Annotated in this window: 15 protein-coding genes; 9 read left to right on the top strand and 6 right to left on the bottom strand. The window is 64.8% G+C overall.

Annotation, left to right across the window (positions count from 1 at the left end; translation table 11 throughout):
* The first annotated feature begins 270 nt into the window (after positions 1-270).
* From BBTA_RS29480 to BBTA_RS29470, 3 genes are all read left to right on the top strand, one after another.
* Positions 271-1,326 carry a hypothetical protein gene (locus tag BBTA_RS29480; RefSeq protein WP_012046159.1) on the top strand — a complete coding sequence of 352 codons (1,056 nt, stop codon included), beginning with the start codon at positions 271-273 and terminating at the stop codon, positions 1,324-1,326.
* A 217-nt stretch (positions 1,327-1,543) separates the two neighbouring features.
* Positions 1,544-2,071: a DUF2269 domain-containing protein gene (locus BBTA_RS29475; protein ID WP_244424196.1), complete on the top strand. Its 528-nt coding sequence runs from the start codon at positions 1,544-1,546 to the stop codon at positions 2,069-2,071.
* 510 nt (positions 2,072-2,581) lie between these two features.
* Positions 2,582-2,992 (top strand): SRPBCC family protein, encoded by a 411-nt coding sequence (locus tag BBTA_RS29470; RefSeq protein ID WP_012046157.1) that lies wholly within the window; start codon positions 2,582-2,584, stop codon positions 2,990-2,992.
* Between the two features lie 897 nt (positions 2,993-3,889).
* Here BBTA_RS29470 and BBTA_RS29465 read toward each other — a convergent pair.
* Entirely contained in the window at positions 3,890-5,239 is a 1,350-nt protein-coding gene (locus BBTA_RS29465) for a malonyl-CoA decarboxylase (protein ID WP_012046156.1), read from the bottom strand.
* Positions 5,240-5,372: 133 nt separating this feature from the next.
* Entirely contained in the window at positions 5,373-6,179 is an 807-nt protein-coding gene (locus BBTA_RS29460; protein ID WP_012046155.1) for a helix-turn-helix transcriptional regulator, read from the bottom strand.
* A 62-nt stretch (positions 6,180-6,241) separates the two neighbouring features.
* Between BBTA_RS29460 and BBTA_RS29455 the strand changes: the two genes are divergently transcribed.
* The 4 genes from BBTA_RS29455 to BBTA_RS29440 all read left to right on the top strand — a co-directional run bounded on the left by BBTA_RS29455 (position 6,242) and on the right by BBTA_RS29440 (position 9,850).
* Positions 6,242-7,435 (top strand): MFS transporter, encoded by a 1,194-nt coding sequence (locus tag BBTA_RS29455; protein ID WP_012046154.1) that lies wholly within the window; start codon positions 6,242-6,244, stop codon positions 7,433-7,435.
* Positions 7,436-7,763: 328 nt separating this feature from the next.
* Positions 7,764-8,501, top strand: coding sequence for a hypothetical protein (locus BBTA_RS29450; protein ID WP_012046153.1), 738 nt, complete (start codon positions 7,764-7,766; stop codon positions 8,499-8,501).
* 151 nt (positions 8,502-8,652) lie between these two features.
* Entirely contained in the window at positions 8,653-8,886 is a 234-nt protein-coding gene (locus BBTA_RS29445) for a hypothetical protein (RefSeq protein WP_012046152.1), read from the top strand.
* Between the two features lie 166 nt (positions 8,887-9,052).
* Entirely contained in the window at positions 9,053-9,850 is a 798-nt protein-coding gene (locus BBTA_RS29440) for a transporter substrate-binding domain-containing protein (RefSeq protein WP_012046151.1), read from the top strand.
* A 77-nt stretch (positions 9,851-9,927) separates the two neighbouring features.
* Here the strand turns inward: BBTA_RS29440 and BBTA_RS29435 are convergent, their stop codons facing one another.
* The 3 genes from BBTA_RS29435 to BBTA_RS29425 form a co-directional block, all read right to left on the bottom strand.
* Complete coding sequence (locus BBTA_RS29435) at positions 9,928-10,722, bottom strand: substrate-binding domain-containing protein (protein ID WP_012046150.1); 795 nt, start codon at positions 10,720-10,722, stop codon at positions 9,928-9,930.
* Between the two features lie 203 nt (positions 10,723-10,925).
* Positions 10,926-12,413 carry an NAD(P)/FAD-dependent oxidoreductase gene (locus BBTA_RS29430; protein ID WP_012046149.1) on the bottom strand — a complete coding sequence of 496 codons (1,488 nt, stop codon included), beginning with the start codon at positions 12,411-12,413 and terminating at the stop codon, positions 10,926-10,928.
* A 309-nt stretch (positions 12,414-12,722) separates the two neighbouring features.
* Positions 12,723-13,172, bottom strand: a complete 450-nt coding sequence (locus tag BBTA_RS29425; RefSeq protein ID WP_012046148.1) for a cupin domain-containing protein — start codon at positions 13,170-13,172, stop codon at positions 12,723-12,725.
* Between the two features lie 132 nt (positions 13,173-13,304).
* Here BBTA_RS29425 and BBTA_RS29420 point away from each other — a divergent pair, with 132 nt between their 5' ends.
* A complete protein-coding gene (locus BBTA_RS29420; RefSeq protein ID WP_012046147.1) occupies positions 13,305-14,348 on the top strand; it encodes an AraC family transcriptional regulator in 1,044 nt (347 codons plus the stop codon).
* On the opposite strand, the gene BBTA_RS29415 is transcribed toward BBTA_RS29420, so the two are convergent.
* Positions 14,338-15,558, bottom strand: coding sequence for a polyhydroxyalkanoate depolymerase (locus BBTA_RS29415; RefSeq protein ID WP_012046146.1), 1,221 nt, complete (start codon positions 15,556-15,558; stop codon positions 14,338-14,340). The two genes, BBTA_RS29420 and BBTA_RS29415, sit on opposite strands and share 11 nt — an antisense overlap.
* Positions 15,559-15,765: 207 nt before the next feature.
* Between BBTA_RS29415 and BBTA_RS29410 the strand changes: the two genes are divergently transcribed.
* Positions 15,766-16,419 (top strand): glutathione S-transferase family protein, encoded by a 654-nt coding sequence (locus BBTA_RS29410; RefSeq protein ID WP_012046145.1) that lies wholly within the window; start codon positions 15,766-15,768, stop codon positions 16,417-16,419.
* Positions 16,420-16,730 lie beyond the last annotated feature (311 nt).

The following is a 16,730-nucleotide window of genomic DNA, read 5'->3' as shown; positions in this document are numbered from 1 at the left end:
GGCCGCAGCGTACTGGATTCGCCGCTTTCGCGAGGAATGACGGCGGAGGGTGGGGCAGGCCGCTGTGCCATGCTGGTCTTGGCAGGTTACCCCACGTCCAGCCACCGCAAACAACTTTGAGCGTTGTTCATAATTATCTTGAACGTCGCTCAAGCTCCGCTACACTCACCCTTATCCGCCACGTCGGCACCGGTTCGCGACGCGCAGCGCCCCAGGCGTTGCCGCGACAGACCGCGCGTACGTCAGGCGGAGTGGCAAAGGATGATGACGATGTCCTATTCGGAACGAGATCTGCGCGCCGCCGCCGGAGCCGGCGTGATCGCACCTGACGAGTTGCAGCGGTTGCTGACCTACCTCGAGCAACAGGCGAAGGCGGGTCCCACGCCCCGCGCCACATTCGATGCCGCGCATCTGCTCTGGTACGCGGGCGCGCTGATCGTGATCGGCGCCATGGGCCTGTTCTCGACGGTGGCGTTCTCGCAGATGGGCGGCCGCGCGCTGACCGCCTGCGCGCTCGCTTATGCCGCAGCCTTCGGCTTCGCCGGCAACCACCTCTGGCGCCGCGATCTGCGCGTCCCCGGCGGCCTGCTGATCGCGATTGCGGTGTCGATGGCGCCGCTCGCCGTCTACGGCGTGCAGGAGGAGTTCGGCTGGTGGGGCAAATTCGGCAAGCCCGGCACGGTCCAGGACTTCTACGTCTGGATCAAGGGCAGCTGGCTGTTCATGGAAATCGCGACTATCGCGGCCGGCAGCATCGCGCTGCGCTTCTACCGCGTGCCCTTCATCGTCGCGATTATCTCGGTCGCGCTGTGGTTCATGTCGATGGACCTCTCGCCCTGGATCTTCAACCTTGGCCATATCGACTGGGAGATGCGCCGCATCGTGTCGATCTGGTTCGGCCTCGGCATGCTCGTTCTCGCCTGGATCGTCGACACCACCAGCGACCGCCGCGACCTCGGCTTCTGGCTGCACCTGTTCGGCCTGCTGGCCTTCTGGGGCGGCATCAGCGCCACCGAAGGCGCCACCGAGCTCGGCAAGGCGATCTACTGCCTGATGAACGTCGGCCTGCTGCTAATCGCCGTCATCATCGTCCGCCGCGCCTACGCCGTGTTCGGCACCATCGGCATCACCATGTATCTCGGCCATCTCGCCGACGTCGTCTTCAAGAACTCGCTGCTGTTCCCGTTCGCGCTGTCGCTGATCGGCGTCGCGGTGGTCGCGGCCGGGCTGGCGTATCACCGGAAGCAGAAGGCGATTGCGGAGTGGCTGGCCGCGAAGCTGCCGGCGGCGGTGCTGCGGCTGCGGCCGCAGGGCGGAGCCGGGTAAGGAAGCGGTGCGACAACCGGTGCGGTCGTCCTCGCATGCGCCTCTTGATGACGCCCGCATCCGCAAGGCTCTGCTGGAGCCCTCACGAGGCGCGCGCCCGCTGCGCGTCTCGAACCATCAGGTGCAAGCCATGGGCTGCGGCGATCGAGGGGCGGGGCACGCATCGCTCAGCCCGTCCGGGAGCTCCGCAATCTTGTCATTCCCTCATGGCCATTGCATGTTCGCCCGCCTGGGCAAGCTGGCCGCAACACGCGATCGAACATGGGGTCAACGCCGGGTCATGCTTTATGAAACGCTGACACTGATCCACATCATCAGCTCTACGGTTCTGTTCGGCGGGGGTGTTTTCGCCGGCGTGCTCGGGACGATCGTCTATGGTTCTCACAAGACCAGATGGATCGCGGAATTCGGGCCTGCTATCGTCAAGGTCGAGCTCTATCTGACCGTCTTCGCGGCGCTGACTCAGGTGGTCACGGGATTTTGGATGGCCTCGATCGCGGACTACCCGCTTTCAAGCGGCTGGCTCGGTTGGGCTTTGATGCTGCTCTGCATCGCGGGCGTCTGCTGGATCTTTGGCGCGTGGCTGCAGCACCGCATGGTCGCTCTTTCGAGCAAGGCCGTTGAGACGAACTCGGGATTGCCCACTGAGTATCACAAGCTGTTCAAGGGCTGGACCTTCCTTGGCCTTCCCTCGACGACGGCCATGATCGGCATCTTCTATCTGATGGTGTTCAAGCCGGCTTGATCGCTTTGAATCCCGGAGGTGATGGTCGATCTCTGTGGCGTGCCGAAGCCCGCGTATCGCGGGTGGAGGTGAGCGGTAAGAGGCTGTGCTTTCGCGACAGCCACTGGCCGATGCTATCGCATTTCAGTGCACCAAACCTTACGTGTGATGAGGTGGCCAAAGGGAGTCTATGCAGTGTGCGAATCGCGAATTTAGTTTAGCCGCCTCTCGAGCATGCCCCAGTCGCTGTGAATGCTTCCCGGCGTGAAACTGAGGCCAAGGAAGCCGAGCGCCAGCGCTGCGTAGCCAGGGGACGGCAGCGCCCAGCGCGCCGCCCGCCAGGGCTGCGACGGCGATCACGGATGCGCGTGCCGCGTCCCCCACCGAAGATCCTCCCACCTGGAACTCTCACCGCCTGCAAGATTTGTCAGGTCCGTTTGTCGGGGTCCGCCAATCTGTATCGTCCTTGGATCGCCGCCGCCGCTTGCACACAGGCAGTGAGCCCTCACAATCGAACCAGGAGCAACATCCATGCGGATTACCGTCCAAACCACCGTCGCAGCCCCCATCGCCCAGGTCTGGCGAGCCTATACGACGCCGGCCGACATCGTGAAGTGGAACGCCGCGTCCGACGACTGGCATACGACCAAGGCCACGGTCGATCTCAGAGAAGGCGGCGCTTTCTCGTCGCGCATGGAGGCCAAGGACGGCAGCATGGGCTTCGACTTCGCCGGCACCTACACGAAGATCGTGGAACACAAGCTAATCGCCTACGCCTTCGGCGACCGCAAGGCCGAGGTTCATTTTGAGCCCGGCTCGAACGGCGTCGTCGTTCGCGTGGTCTTCGATCCGGAAACGATGCACCCGGTCGAGCAGCAGCAGCAAGGCTGGCAGGCCATTCTCGACAATTTCAAACGGCACGTGGAGGCGAAGACGTCGTGAATTTGCTGTTGCACGGCGTCTCGATGGGGCGTCGTGAACGGCCTGAATCTTCGGCTTGACAAATTCTGAAAATCAGCAATACTGCGCGCGTCCTGCCTCATCACACAAGGGGCGTACGCGTCGTCACGAACGTCGGGGCAGGGATGCGGTGGCCGTGAGGATGTCGGCAGACGACCGGCGTCGGCACGGACGGAGAAGTCGTGTGGTCCTGACCTCTCGACGCTGAGGTCAAGCCCGTGGTCGTTGCTTGACGGCACGCGCGGGCGATGGGGGCAAAAGAGCCGATCCCCAGGGAGAGCACGAAGGACACCGTTCAAACCATCGCGCAGGGAAGGCCGGATGCACCGGTCGTACCTGTGGTTCCTGCCCCGTGCATTTTCTCACGCACGGGGGCCATGGGTTGCGGCCAGCACCCGGTCTTCCCTGCGCCCTCTGTTTCGATCGGAGGGACATGAGTGATGCAGCACTCGGGCGTGAAGCGCCGCGAGAGCGCGGTCGCACGTCCCCCAGCTGTTTGAGATGTGAAAGCGGTTCCCCCACAGTGTCGTCCCGGGCAAGCCGTGCCGCGCTGCGCGCGTCACAGCGCCGGCCCGGGACCCATATGCCGCGGCGGATGTGGCGTGCGAGCAGGTCATGACGAGCCTGCCTCGAATGACTTCCGGGGGGTATGGATCCCGGCGTTCGCCGGGGATGACGACGGTGTTCTTGGCGTCGGCACAGTCTCTCACCAGCGTCATTGCGAGCGAAGCAATCCAGAGTCGCGCACGTAACTCTGGATTGCTTCGTCGCTTCGCTCCTCGCAATGACGGAGTTTGGAGCGGGCGGCTTGCCCCGGAGGCAATAGGCTTGAAGTCGACGCGACGATGACGGGCGCGATTGATAGCGCCCGCGCTTCACCTACGACGACAACCTCATGTCCAGCAGTCGCCGGCCCTCGCCGCGCAGCAGCTTCTTCACGGCGCTGGAGGCGACAACCTCGCCGTCATTGGCATAGGCCTCGTGGTTCTTCTCGATGTCCTCGAGACGATAGAGGTAGTTCACCATGACAGTCGCCGACTCGCGCTGGCCCTTGGCGGAGAGGTCGCCGAGCCAGTTGATGCGCTCGAGGCGCGCGCCGTTGCCGAGATGGAAGCGGGCGACGGGATCGATCAGCCTGCCCTTCGCCGTGCGCGCCTTGAGGAAGTAATGCGCGGCAAGCGGCTCGATCACGGTGCGCAGCTCGGCGGTCATCTCGGCGTCTTCGATCCAGCGCGGCTCGTTCAGGAGCTTGAGCACGTTGCGATCCTCTTCGGTCGCATCGCTGGTGGATTTCAGCCAGCCCATGAAGCCCGGCACCGGCGACAAGGTGACGAAGGTGTCGAGCTTCGGCAGCTCGCGGCGCAGCTCCTCGACGACCTGCTTGATCAGGAAGTTGCCGAACGAGATGCCGCCGAGGCCGCGCTGGGTGTTGGAGATCGAATAGAACACCGCGGTGCGGGCGCGATCGGCCGGCACCGGCGGGCGGTCGACCGCGAGCAGCGGCGCGATCGCGCCGGGGATGGCTTCCGTCAGCGCGATCTCGACGAAGATCAGCGGCGCATCCGGCATCGCCGGATGGAAGAACGCGTAGCAGCGGCGATCGACCGGATCGATGCGGCGGCGCAGATCATCCCAGTCATGGATTTCGTGCACCGCCTCGTAGCGGATGATCTGCTCCAAGATGTTCGCCGGCGTCGACCAGTCGATCTTGCGCAGCACGAGAAACCCCCTGTTGAACCACGAACTCAAGAGATGCACGATGTCGCGATCGAGCGCGGCGAGTTCCGGATTCGCCTTCAGGATATCCAGGAGATCGGTGCGCATCGCGACCAGTTCGGGCGTGCCGCCCGGCGCGCGGTTGAGGCGGCGGATCAGCTCCTGCCGCCGCGGCTCCGAGGCGAAATGCAGCGCGCTCGCGCCTTCGTCCGAGGGCGCCGCGCGCCAATCCTCGATCGCCTTGGCGAGCCTGGTCTTGTCGGGACCGAAATCGTGCACCAAAGCGGTGAAGAACGCCTTGCGACCCTCGGCATCGAGATCGTGATAGCCGTCGAGCACGTCGCGGGCCATCGCCGTGCCCGAGGCTTCGCCGGCGCCGGACACCAGCGCCTCGCACAGCTCCGCGAGACTCGTCGCATCGTGCTTGTCGACCGGGGCGCTGCCGCCGCGCAGCAGCGTCCGGCCGCGCTCGGAAATCGTGGTGATCAGGTCAGTGAAAAACGCGTTGGCCATCTGGTCTCAGTCGAATCCCCGCACAGCGATGGCGGTCATGTTACATGGATTTATGGCAAAGATGGCGACATTCAACCATAACAAATCGTCAACGCCGTCGTCACCGCGCGCATGCGCCCATGATGCGCGCAGGTCATGCGCCGGACTGCTCGGCGAAGTCTGTCGGCGTCCGGCCGGTCACCTGCCGGAACGCATGCGAGAACGCCGGCACGCTGGCATAGCCGAGATCGGCGGCGAGCTGCTTGACGGACAGATGACGGTCGGTCGACAGGCGCTCGATCGCGGCGGCGATCCGGGCGCGCTGGCACCACGCCTTGAAACTCAGCCGCGTCTCCGCCGCGAACAGCCGCGACAGAGTGCGGGCCGAGCTCCCGACCATGCTCGCCAGGGTCGCGAGATCCTCCTCGGTCGCGGGCGAGGCGAGGACGAGCAGGGCGGCACGCCGCGCGCGCGGATCCTGCGGCAGGGGGATGAAGGTCGAGGAATCCTCGGCGCGGCGCAGTTCGAGCAGCGCCAGCCGCACCAGCAGCGCGGCGCGCTCGGCGCCGCCGTCGGGAGCGAACAGCGCCAGGATCGCCTGATGCAGCAGCGGCGACACCTGCACCACGAACTCGCGGTCGAGCCGCAGACCGCGTGCCGCCTGCCTGAGCCAGTCGAGCTCGAAATAGAGCGTGCGCATCTGGCTGTCGGCCAGCATATCGATGGCGTGGGCATGGCGTGCGGGAACCCAGACCGCGCGATCGGGCGGCACCAGCCAGCGGCCCTGCGGCGTCGTCACCTGCATCGTGCCGCGCGATGCGTAGATCAGCTGCGACTCGCGGTGCATGTGCGGATCGAGCCGCGCGCCCTTGTGATAGAGGCGTGCGATCAGGTGGACGCCGGGCTCGGTCGTCATTCGGTCGGCGCCGAGCGCCTTCAATGGCGTGTCCACGATGGTCATTGGCGCCTTCTCGTTGGGGCGAGCCAGTATAACCGATTTGTCCGGGAATCGAGGATCTGCGCATGAACAACCCCCGCCGCGTGATCGGCTTCGTCAACGCCGCCCATTTCGTCGACCATTACGCGATGCTGATCTTCGCGGCTGCAGTCATCATCATGGGGCCGGCGCTCGGCATGGCCTATGCGGAGCTGCTGCCCTATGCGACGCCCGGCTTTGTCGCCTTCGGCGCCGGCGCGCTTCTCACCGGCTGGCTCGGCGACCGCTGGAGCCGGCGGCACATGATGCTGATCTTCTATCTCGGCATCGGCCTGTCGATGATCTCGGTCGGCCTGGTACAGACGCCCTGGCAGCTCGGCGCGGCGCTGTTCGCCATCGGCCTGTTCGCCTCGATCTATCATCCGGTGGGAACCGCGATGCTCGTCTCGTATGCCGACCGGCTCGGCCGCGACATGGGGCTGAACGGCGTTTTCGGCAATCTCGGCGTGGCGTCGTCGGCGCTGGTCACGGGTGTCGTGGGGCAATATCTCGGCTGGCGCTTCGCGTTCATCGTGCCCGGAGTCATCACGGTCGGCCTCGGCATGGCCTTTGCGATGCTGGTCGCGCATGAGGACCGCAGGGGTTCGAAGCAGGCGGCGGCGCAGGCCCGCGTCGCGCGCGATCAGATGTGGCGCGTGGTGCTGGCGCTGTTGCTGGTGGTGGTGGCGATCTCCACGACCTTCAACGCGATCACCGTGGCGCTGCCAAAGCTGTTTGCGGAACGGCTGGCTGGGCTGACGCAGAGCCCGGCGCTGCTCGGATTGATCGCGGCTTGCGTCTACGTGTTCGGCGCGCTGACGCAGTATACGATCGGGCGATTGCTCGATCGTCACACGTTGAAGGCTGTCGCGCTGCCGCTGTCGCTGGTGCTGGCGCCGCTGCTGTATCTCGCCGCCGATGCCCGCGACTGGACGCTGATCCTGGCCTCGATCGGTATCGTGATGGGCGCGTTCGGCCAGGTCACCGTCAACGACGCGATGGTCGGCAAATACACTGCGGAAGAGTGGCGTTCGCGCGCTTATGCTGTGCGCTATTTCGTCGGCTTCACCGCGGCCGGCGCCTCGGTCGGCCTGGTCGCCTGGCTGTATGAGCGCGGCGGCTTCGTCACCATGCTGCAGGCCTTCGCCGCGCTGGCCCTGGTCGCGATCGTCGCCGCCCTGATCCTGCCGCCGGAGCTTCCGGCGGCGCAGCCGGCCTTGCGCGTGTCGCCGGCGGAATGAGGATGCGGTGCGGCACTGGGCTCACTCCGCAGGCTGCACGGTGATCGCCTGGCCTCGCGCCGGTCGTAAGCCGCTAAGCAGCAACGGCAGCGCAACACGCATGTGCCCCGAGAAAGCAGGGCTGGTGCCGATCCGCCCAAAATGTCACAATTGCCATGCGCCCGTCGCCGCCGCAGCTTGCGCCACCGGTGGGGCGGGTACCTGTCAGAACAGACGCGCATACTAACATCATTATTAGTCGCAGGCCTGCCCGTTTAGTCGTGACCTAAGGATTAAACCCAATGTCATTGAGGATCGACGGATGATCAATCGTCACGGATGGACTCGCGTGCTCGGCCTGGCGGCCGCAGCGGGCGTTGTCGCGACGCCGGCGCTCGCGCAGACCGACGCGCAGCGCAGCGCGATCAAATCGGCTTGCCGCTCGGACTACATGGCGAAATGCGCGAGCGTTCCGCCCGGTGGCGCCGCGGCCTTCCAATGCCTGCAGAAGAACATCGCGGGTCTGTCGGGCCCTTGTCAGACCGCCGTCAAGGCGCTCGAACCCGCCGCGGAGGCGAAGCCTCCTGCCGACGTCAAGCCTGCTGCCGAGGCCAAGCCGGCGTCCGCGCCGGTCGTGAGCAAGCCGTCGGAAACCGAAGCAAGCAGGCCCGCTGTCGAAACGGCCAGACCTGTCACGCAACCGGTGACGCCGGCCCAGCCCGCGCAGCCCGTCACGGCCACCAGATCCGAGCCGCCGTCGAAGCCCGCCGCAAAGCCAGAGCCGACCACGCCCGGCGGATCGGCGGCGAAGCCCACGGCGACCGCGCCCGGGAATACACGCCCGGCGGCGGTGCCGCCAGCGACGACTCCCGCCGCCGCGGCAGCCGTACCGGCCATGGTGCTGCGGCCGCTTCGGCCGCTGGAGGAATTGCGGATCATGAGGGCGGCGTGTGGCGCGGATGCGCGCGCATTTTGCAGTGGTATTGCGGCTGGCGGCGGCCGCGTTGCGCAGTGCCTGGCCGCCAATGCCGGCGCGCTATCGGCCGGGTGCCGGGGGATGCTGGCCGAATTCGCCGCCAACCGGTAGCGGAGGAGGTCGCCGGCAGCGCGGTTGACCCATGCGCAACACCATCCAGCCGTTTCGATCCACCCAATTTGTTACAGTTGCCAAGCCCCGCCACCCCGGCAAATCTCCGGCGGATATTTGACCTATCAATGACGACGATCGGGAGTTCGACATGCGCACCATTTTCTCACGTATCGCTTTTTCCAGTCTGTGCGGCCTGTTCGTCCTGACATTGCTGCCGTTCGTATCAATGTCGGATGCCCATGCCGTGGTGTGCGCGCGCGGCGTCGTCCGTGCCGGCTGTGCCGGTGCGGCCGGCGCCGTTGTCGTGCGGAAGCCGCCGGTTGCCGCCGTTGCTTGCCGGACCGTGGTGGTGAACGGCGTCAGGGTTCGGCGCTGCGTTTAAGCCGGGTTTAATCGGTTTTCGATATGGGCTAATTCGAAACGGACATGACGACGCGCAAGTTTTGCGCGTCGCGTGATGCTTTGCCTAAGCAAAGTAAGCTGTATTTAACATTGCTCCCCGCAAGGTGCCGCCCGGATCCACCTATGCAATTCGATGGGAGAGGGCCATGTTGAAGTGGCACTGGCTGCGCAATGCAGCGCTGATCGCTGCGGTATTTGCGTTGTTCAGCAACGGCGCTGATGCGGCCAGTTTGAAGGAGGAGATCGCGCCGACCGGCAAGCTGCGCGTGGCTGTGGCGGTGGGCCCGGCGGGCGGGGCGTTCTGGTGCGTCAAATCCGACAGTGGATATACGGGGGTGCCTGTTGAACTGGGCAAGGCGATGGCCGCCCAGGCCGGCGTGCCGGTCGAGTTCGTCGAACATCCGAACGCGAACGCGATCGTCGAGGATGCCGCACAGGGCGCCTGGGATGTCACCTTCATTCCCAAGGACGCCGAGCGTGAGAGCAAGCTCTCATTCGGCCCCGTCTACGACTCCGTCGATACGACGTTCATCATCCGCGCCGGGCTCGACATTCCGAACATCGCTGCACTCGACCAGGCCGGCCATGAGGTTGCCGCGATCAACGACACGACCGTACTGCGGGCGACGAAGGGGTTGATGAAAAAGGCGACGGTGACCGGGTTCAAATCCTACGACGAGGTCCACGCGCTGCTGTCGGCCGGCGAGATCGATGCGCTGGCGCTGGCCCGCGATCAACTCACGATCCTTGCCAAGCAAATCCCGGGCACCAAGGTGCTCAGCGACACCTTCAAGAAGACGGACACGGCCGTCGCGGTCCCGCTCAAACACCCGCAATCGCAGGCCTTCGTGACCAAGTTCATGACGGACGCAAAAGCAAATGGTCTGCTCAAGAAGGCCTACGGCGCCAACAATCTGAGCGAATCGACGCTGTTCACGCAGTGAGCATCCCCGCCGGACCGGGCTCATCGTCCAGATTGCGCTCTCCCTGCCCCCAGCAGGGAGAGACAGCAAATGATAGCTCAGTTCGGCGCTTTCCTCACGATCGGATCGAGCCCGCTCTCCACGATGGTCTTGCGCGCATCCGGTGAGCTCAGGAACTTGATCAGCGCCTTGCCCGCCTCCGGCTCCCTGGCGTTGGTGGCGATGCCCGCCGAGAACACGGTGATCTTCTGCAGGCCCGCCGGCAGCGGTCCGACGATGTCGATGCCCTTCACCGGCTTCAGCTCGCTGATCTGCTGAAAGCCGATTTCGGCTTCGCCCTGGGCCACGATCTCGCCGACCGGGGTCGCCGGTATCATCCGCGCTTTGCCCTTCATCTCCTCCCGGATGCCGAGCTTGTCGAACATCTCGGTGGAGACGTAGACGCCGCTGGCGCTGTCCGAATAAGCGATGGTCTTGGCGGCGATCAGCATGCGCTTGACGGCATCGGCGTTCGAAATGTCGGGATGTGGGGTGCCCGACTTCACTGCGACACCGATCGGCGAGTTGGCGAGCTCGACAAGACTGTCGGGCATCACCTTGCCCTTGGTGGTGAGGTCGCTGAGCGCATAGCCGACCATGATCAAGACATCGGCCGGCTCGCCGCGCTCGAGGCGGACCGGTATCGCATTCGCCGTCGTCCCCATCGATGGCCCATAGGCGATATCGACCTTGTGGCCAGAGCGCCGCTCGAACTCCGGCACCAGCGACTTGAAGGCGGCGGTCATGCCGCCGGAGATCATGACGTGGATCTCCGCAGCCTGGGTCGCGGTGGACAGCAGGATCGCGGCCGAGAGGGTGAGACCGAACAAGCGCAGGCGGGTCGAGAAGGTCATGGTAGGCTCCGGGGCAGACGGCTGGCGGCCGAGGGCGCCCTGGATAGCTCGGCTGCGGCGAGAAGGCTAGATGCCGGGCCGACGGGCGTCCGGCGCGGGCCGGACGCGAGGCGGCGGCAGGATGGGCCGTCGTTCAGCAATCAGTCCTGGGCGTGGCATCGCCATGGTTGCCATGTGGCGGGCGTCATCCGCCATCCCGCGGTTCAGCCGGCCTGGTAGACGGGGGCGGAGGCCAGGAAGTCACCATAGGCGTCCGCGTCGGGAGGCGTGAACATCTCAGCCAGGGCACTTCTCTTCCTGCGCGTCGCGCCGATATCGGCGAGCAGCTCGTCGAAATGCTTGAAGTGATACGGCGCGACGCATAGCCCGCCATACACGCCCGCCGCCGGCCGTTCGACCCGCTTGAAGCGCAGCATCATCTCGATGTTGTCGCGCATCTCGCGATCGCTCGGCTGCCGGGCCAGCTGCCTGTCGGCGTAACGCACCAGCCAATGGGCCGCCATGTCGGCGCAGAGCACGGTGCAGAAGCTCGAATTGAAGCCGACAAAGCCCATGTCGGGGAGGTCGGGATTGGCGATCAGCCGATAGAGTCGGTACTGTCCGTCCGGATCGACAAGCTTGGCGCGATCAGTGTCCGACAAGAAGGGAACGCCGAGCTTGTAGCCGATGGCAAGGATGGCGACGTCCGCCGCGATCCGCTCGCCGCCGCTCGCCACGATCGTGTTCGGCTCGTAGTGATCGAACGTTCCGAGCACCGCCTTGATGCGGCCATCGGCGACCATCGGATAGAAGTCAGGGGTCGCGATCGGCACCGAGCAGTTGACGCCGTCCTCGATCCTCTCCTTCGGCACCATGTTGCATTTGCCGAGCTTCAGCTGTGCCTTGAGCAGGCTCTCGAGGCCACGCCAATTGGCCCAGACGAATGGCTTCGCCAACATATGTGCGAGCCGCGAGAGCGGGCCGATGCCCCAACTCGCGAACATCTGCTCCTGTGCGCGAATGTACAGGATGCGCTTGAAGTTGATCAGACCGCCGATGAAATAGGGAATGCGCCAGACCGGCTCACGAAACACGATCGTCACCGAACGCGCGCCCGAGCGTACCGCGTTGACCGCGATGTCAGTGGCGGATTTCGAGCCGCCGAGCACGACGATGTTGCGGCCCTTGGCGAGGGTGGCGTCATTGTATTTCGAGGAGTGCATGATCGCGCCGCCGGCGGCCTTGAACTGATCCTCGCCCGGAAGCGACAGCGTTTGCGGCTCGTTGAACTGCCCGGTGCAGACGGCCACGAAATCGAAATCTTCGCGCCGCGCGCCATCTCCGGTCTCAAGATCGAGCGTCCAGCCCGGTTTTCCGTCGGCGCGGCGCTGCATCGACCGGACGGTGGTGTTCAGCCGCGTCAGGCGCGTCAGATCGTTGCTCCTCGCATAGTCGGCCAGGTAGGCGTAGACCTGCGGCCCCTTCGGCCATTCCGGATAGGCATCGGGCATCGCCTTGTCGGTGTAGCGATAGAGCTCCTTGGGGCTTTGGGTCTGGACGTCGGGATAGGAGCGGGCCGGCTCCCAGACGCCGCCGAGATCGGCGCTTCGTTCGATGATGGTGACGTCGTGGCCGCGCGCCTTGAACGCCTTTGCCGCTGCGAGGCCGGAGACGCCGGCACCGATCACGCAGACATTCTTTCGAGCAATCATGAGATCTCCTGCTGGCATGAGCATAGCCGCGTGCGGGCAGCGTTCGTCTGCCGCGCGAGACTCGCCCGTTGAAAGGAATGAGCTGACGTTGGTCGCCCGGCGCGACCAAGCATGCGGCGCCGATGCCGGCCTCACCCCGGGAGGTCGGCGCCGAAACGAGAGCGAGACTGAGCTCGCCGATGACACGCCGTGCGGACCGCCGCTGCGATCATCCGCTTGGGCAGGTCGCACCGGTCACGCCCGATCGATGAAGCCTTCTGCGACCGCTCGATCTGTTACGTTCGCGATGTTCGCAGCCGCCGCGGCTGATTAGTCATTGGCCTCCGGCGGCAGGAAGTTGACCTCATGCTCGGCCGAAATCCGCACCACCTCAGCCGGATCGGCGAGATTGTCCAGCATGTTGAAGAGCGCCTCGAGCTTCTGCATCGGCGACACCCAGAACAGCGCGCGCGCCGGCTTGTCGGATTTGTTGAAGTAGCCATGAGGAATGCCGCGCGGCATCCGCACCAGATCCCCAGCATGCGCCTTGACCCAGACGCCATCGAGCTTGAGGTCGAGCACGCCCTCCTGCACCAGGATGAATTCGTCCTGTGTCGGATGGACGTGAACCGGCACGAACTGACCGGGCTCGCTGTTGGTCTCGAACGCGAAGGTGGAGTCGGTGACGGCTTTGGGGAAGTAGAGCTGACCGAGGATGTTCCAGGTCTTGCCGGCATAGCCGGTGCCGGCGCGCGTGATGCCCTTTTCGAGTGTGATCATGCTGTGTCTCCTTCCTGCACACGCATGAAGGATCTGGCGGCCGCAGCGATGTGTCTATCCAGAAAACGAATCCCTCGACGCCAGCTGCTAATTATTATAGGTTTCAAATGAATTCGACGGGCGATGTAGGTCATGACTGCAGATGCCGCCTCTGATCGCAGTTTGAGCCTGGCTGCGCAGCCGCCGCGGCTTGCGGCCTATGGCCGTGTTGCAACGCACGATGTCGATGAAGCGGCTGAACAAATAGGTCGCATTTTCTGTCCGCACGGGCTCCAGCCGCAGGCAGATGCTGCGTGCGATTTCGTCGCGCTGCATAATTGCGCGGCATTCGACGGCTTTTCCATCAACTACGTCGCCTATGGCGGAGTGGTGACCATCGATCCCGGCTGCCTCGACCGCTTCTTCCTGATCCAACTGCCGCTGGCCGGCGCGGCGCGGGTTTTCACCGCCGCGAACGAGGTCGCGACGGCACCGGAGCACAGAGCCTCCCTGTTGTCGCCGACCTTGCCGACCCGGATGATCTGGAACGATTGCTCCCAGCTGATCCTTCTGCTCGACCGGCCATTGGTCGAGCAGCGGGCCGCGGCGCTGTCGGGGCGCGCGGTGCAGCCGGTCGAGTTCGACCCCTCGGTCGAACTGTCGGCCGCTCACGGTGCGCGGCTGCGGGCGCATATGGTTGAGCTTGCCGACCTTGCTGAACGTCTGGGCGCTGAGCGCAAGCTGCCGGCGGCCGCTGCCGCCAATTGGCGCGAAACGCTCTTGAATATCCTGTTCGACCAGCCGAGCGCAGGGCTATCGGAGGCGATCAGGCTCCATTCGGGTCAGGTCGACACGCTGCCGCGGGCCGTCCGCACCGCTCGCGATCTGCTCGATGCGCATGCGGCCGAGCCGCTCGATTTGGCGCACCTGGCGGCATCTGCCGGGCTCGGCATTCGCGCGCTGCAAGGCGGCTTCCGTCGCCATTTCGGCATGTCGATCTCCGACATGCTGCTCGACATCCGGCTGGCCCGGCTCAACGCGCAGTTGCTGTCAGCCGCGCCGGACGCGCGCATCATCGACATGGCCTTCGAGCTCGGCTTCACCCATCTCGGCCGCATGGCCGGCGCCTATCGCAGCAAGTTCGGTGAAACGCCCTCAGCGACGCTGCAACGCAGCCGCGGGCGGCTTACGAATTGACGTGAACGAAGTCGCGCAGCAGCGGATAGATCTCGTTATTCCATTTCTTGCCGCTGAACACGCCATAATGCCCGACGCCGGCCTGCATGTGATGTATGCGGCGATAGGCGCGCACATTGGTGCAGATGTCCTGCGCGGCCAGCGTCTGGCCAATCGCACAGATGTCGTCGCGCTCGCCTTCGACCGTCATCAGGCCGATGCGCCGGACGGCCTTCGGATCGACAGGGCGGCCGCGGTGCATCAGTTTGCCCTGCGGCAACAGATGCTCCTGGAACACGTCACGGACCGTCTCGATATAGAACTCCGCCGGCAGGTCCATGACGGCAAAATATTCATCGTAGAATGTCTTGATGATCTCGGCCTTCTCCACCTCGCCCTTGGCAAGGTGGTTGGCCAGGTCCATGTGCTGCTTCACATGGCGTTCGAGATTCATCGACACGAAGGCGGTGAGCTGCACGAAGCCAGGATAGACCTTCCTGAAGGCACCCCTGCACTGGAAGGGCACGTAGTGAATTAGATTGTCCTCGAACCAGCCGATCGGCTTGCTTTTGGCGAACTCGTTGACCTTGGTGGGCTGGATCCGCGTATCGATCGGTCCGGCCATCAAGGTGAGGGTCGCAGGGCGTGAAGGGTGGTTGTCCTCGCACATCACGGCGGTCGCCGCGAGGGCCGAGACGGACGGCTGGCAGATCGCGATCATGTGGGGGCGTGGCCCGAGCTGGCCGAGGAAGCTGATCAGATGATCGGTATAATCCTCCAGTCCGAACCTGCCATGGTCGCGGGGGATGTCGCGCGGATTGTGCCAGTCGGTGATGTAGACGTCGTGGTCCTGCAGCAGGGTCTTGACGGTGCCCCGCAGCAATGTGGCGAAATGGCCCGACATCGGCGCCACCAGCAGGACGCGCGGCTGCTCCGGCGCGGCGTCCTTCTTGAAGTGCAAGAGCGAGCCGAACGGGGTCTTGAACGTCACTTCTTCCGTGACGGCCACCTCGCGATTGCCGACCATGACGCTGTCGATGCCATAGGCGGGGCGGGCGTAGGTCAGGGCTGAACGGGAGATCAATTCAAGCGCCGCCGACAGCCGCCGCATCGCGCGGCTGGAGAGGCCCGACGGGATCAGGTTGAGATAGCGCAACGCAGCCGCGGCGCCCTGGCGCCAGGGTTCGGTCAGGTCCATGTGGTTCTGGTAGGCTTGGTAAAGCAGCGCCATCGGCTTCCGACCCGTCACTCTGGCTGACATATGCAGTATCGGATGCAATATCGGAGCCAGAGCCGGAGAGTCTTGCCTCAAAAATTGGCATGTCGCTTGCTGTGTGAAATCACTGGAGTATCGGGCTCCGGCCCGATCGCCCAAGGCGGCGGGCGGACCGGCGTCACAGGGCGACTGAACGACACGCGACAGAGAGGGCAGGGCGACATGGCCAAGGCGACATTGACCATCAGCAGCAAGAATTATTCATCATGGTCGCTGCGCGGTTGGCTGCTGGCCAAGTTTGCCGGCCTCGACTTTGATGAGGTGATTGTCGGTCCGGACGATGCGTCGGCGCGGGCTGAGATCTTGCTGCTGTCCTCCTCGATCTTGGTGCCGTGCCTCAGGCATGAGGGCGCCACGATCTGGGATACGCTGGCGATCGGGGAATATCTCAACGAGATCTTCCCGGGCGCGGGCCTGCTGCCGGCCGATCGCATCCAGCGCGCGCATTGCCGCTCGATCTCAGGTGAAGTCCATTCCGGCTTCACCACGTTGCGGGCCTCGCTGCCGGTCAATCTCAAGGGGCACTTTCCCGGCTTCAAGGTCTGGACCCGTGCGCAAGCCGATATCGACCGCATCTGGGCGATCTGGCGCGACTGCCTGGAGAAGTCGGGCGGACCGTTTCTGTTCGGCGCGCGCGGCATGGCCGATGCGATGTATGCGCCCGTGGTGACGCGCTTCGTCACCTATGACGTGAAGCTCGAACCGCAGCTGAAGGCCTATGCCGATCTCATCATGGCGATGCCCGAGATGCGCGAATGGATCGCGGCCGCGAAGGCGGAGCCCGAGGAGATCGAGGAGCTCGAGGTCGAATATTAGGCTGGCAATCGGCGGCTGCCGGGCGATGAGCCGAGCGCAAGTGGCCGATCGGCAGGAGCGTGAGCGGCGACAAGAAACATCGTGCTGCCTCCGCCGTATCCGCCGCATCCGTTAAGAGTCGAGCCGCCGCGTCGCTTCGTTGCCGGCACTGCGCTTCAGGATGTGGTAGGTGGCGACGCATGTCGGTCCATATCTTGCCGTGAACAGGAGACGTACCTGGCGATTCGGCTGATTCGGGCGCGATTTGTTCCGGTCGCGTTCCCGAGGTTAAGGTTCGCGTATACCGCGTCACATTTTGAAACAGCTGTTGC

The organism is Bradyrhizobium sp. BTAi1, assembly GCF_000015165.1.
Taxonomy (GTDB): Bacteria; Pseudomonadota; Alphaproteobacteria; order Rhizobiales; family Xanthobacteraceae; genus Bradyrhizobium; species Bradyrhizobium denitrificans.
The sequence above is the reverse complement of the archived record's forward strand: the minus strand, read 5'-3'. Positions and strand labels throughout refer to the sequence as shown.

Coding starts and splice junctions, on each gene's coding strand:
- BBTA_RS29480 (WP_012046159.1), top strand. CDS start 271: ATGTCCTATTCGGAACGAGATCTGCGCGCCGCCGCCGGAGCCGGCGTG.
- BBTA_RS29475 (WP_244424196.1), top strand. CDS start 1,544: ATGTTCGCCCGCCTGGGCAAGCTGGCCGCAACACGCGATCGAACATGG.
- BBTA_RS29470 (WP_012046157.1), top strand. CDS start 2,582: ATGCGGATTACCGTCCAAACCACCGTCGCAGCCCCCATCGCCCAGGTC.
- BBTA_RS29465 (WP_012046156.1), bottom strand. CDS start 5,239: ATGGCCAACGCGTTTTTCACTGACCTGATCACCACGATTTCCGAGCGC.
- BBTA_RS29460 (WP_012046155.1), bottom strand. CDS start 6,179: ATGACCATCGTGGACACGCCATTGAAGGCGCTCGGCGCCGACCGAATG.
- BBTA_RS29455 (WP_012046154.1), top strand. CDS start 6,242: ATGAACAACCCCCGCCGCGTGATCGGCTTCGTCAACGCCGCCCATTTC.
- BBTA_RS29445 (WP_012046152.1), top strand. CDS start 8,653: ATGCGCACCATTTTCTCACGTATCGCTTTTTCCAGTCTGTGCGGCCTG.
- BBTA_RS29440 (WP_012046151.1), top strand. CDS start 9,053: ATGTTGAAGTGGCACTGGCTGCGCAATGCAGCGCTGATCGCTGCGGTA.
- BBTA_RS29435 (WP_012046150.1), bottom strand. CDS start 10,722: ATGACCTTCTCGACCCGCCTGCGCTTGTTCGGTCTCACCCTCTCGGCC.
- BBTA_RS29430 (WP_012046149.1), bottom strand. CDS start 12,413: ATGATTGCTCGAAAGAATGTCTGCGTGATCGGTGCCGGCGTCTCCGGC.
- BBTA_RS29425 (WP_012046148.1), bottom strand. CDS start 13,172: ATGATCACACTCGAAAAGGGCATCACGCGCGCCGGCACCGGCTATGCC.
- BBTA_RS29420 (WP_012046147.1), top strand. CDS start 13,305: ATGACTGCAGATGCCGCCTCTGATCGCAGTTTGAGCCTGGCTGCGCAG.
- BBTA_RS29415 (WP_012046146.1), bottom strand. CDS start 15,558: ATGGCGCTGCTTTACCAAGCCTACCAGAACCACATGGACCTGACCGAA.
- BBTA_RS29410 (WP_012046145.1), top strand. CDS start 15,766: ATGGCCAAGGCGACATTGACCATCAGCAGCAAGAATTATTCATCATGG.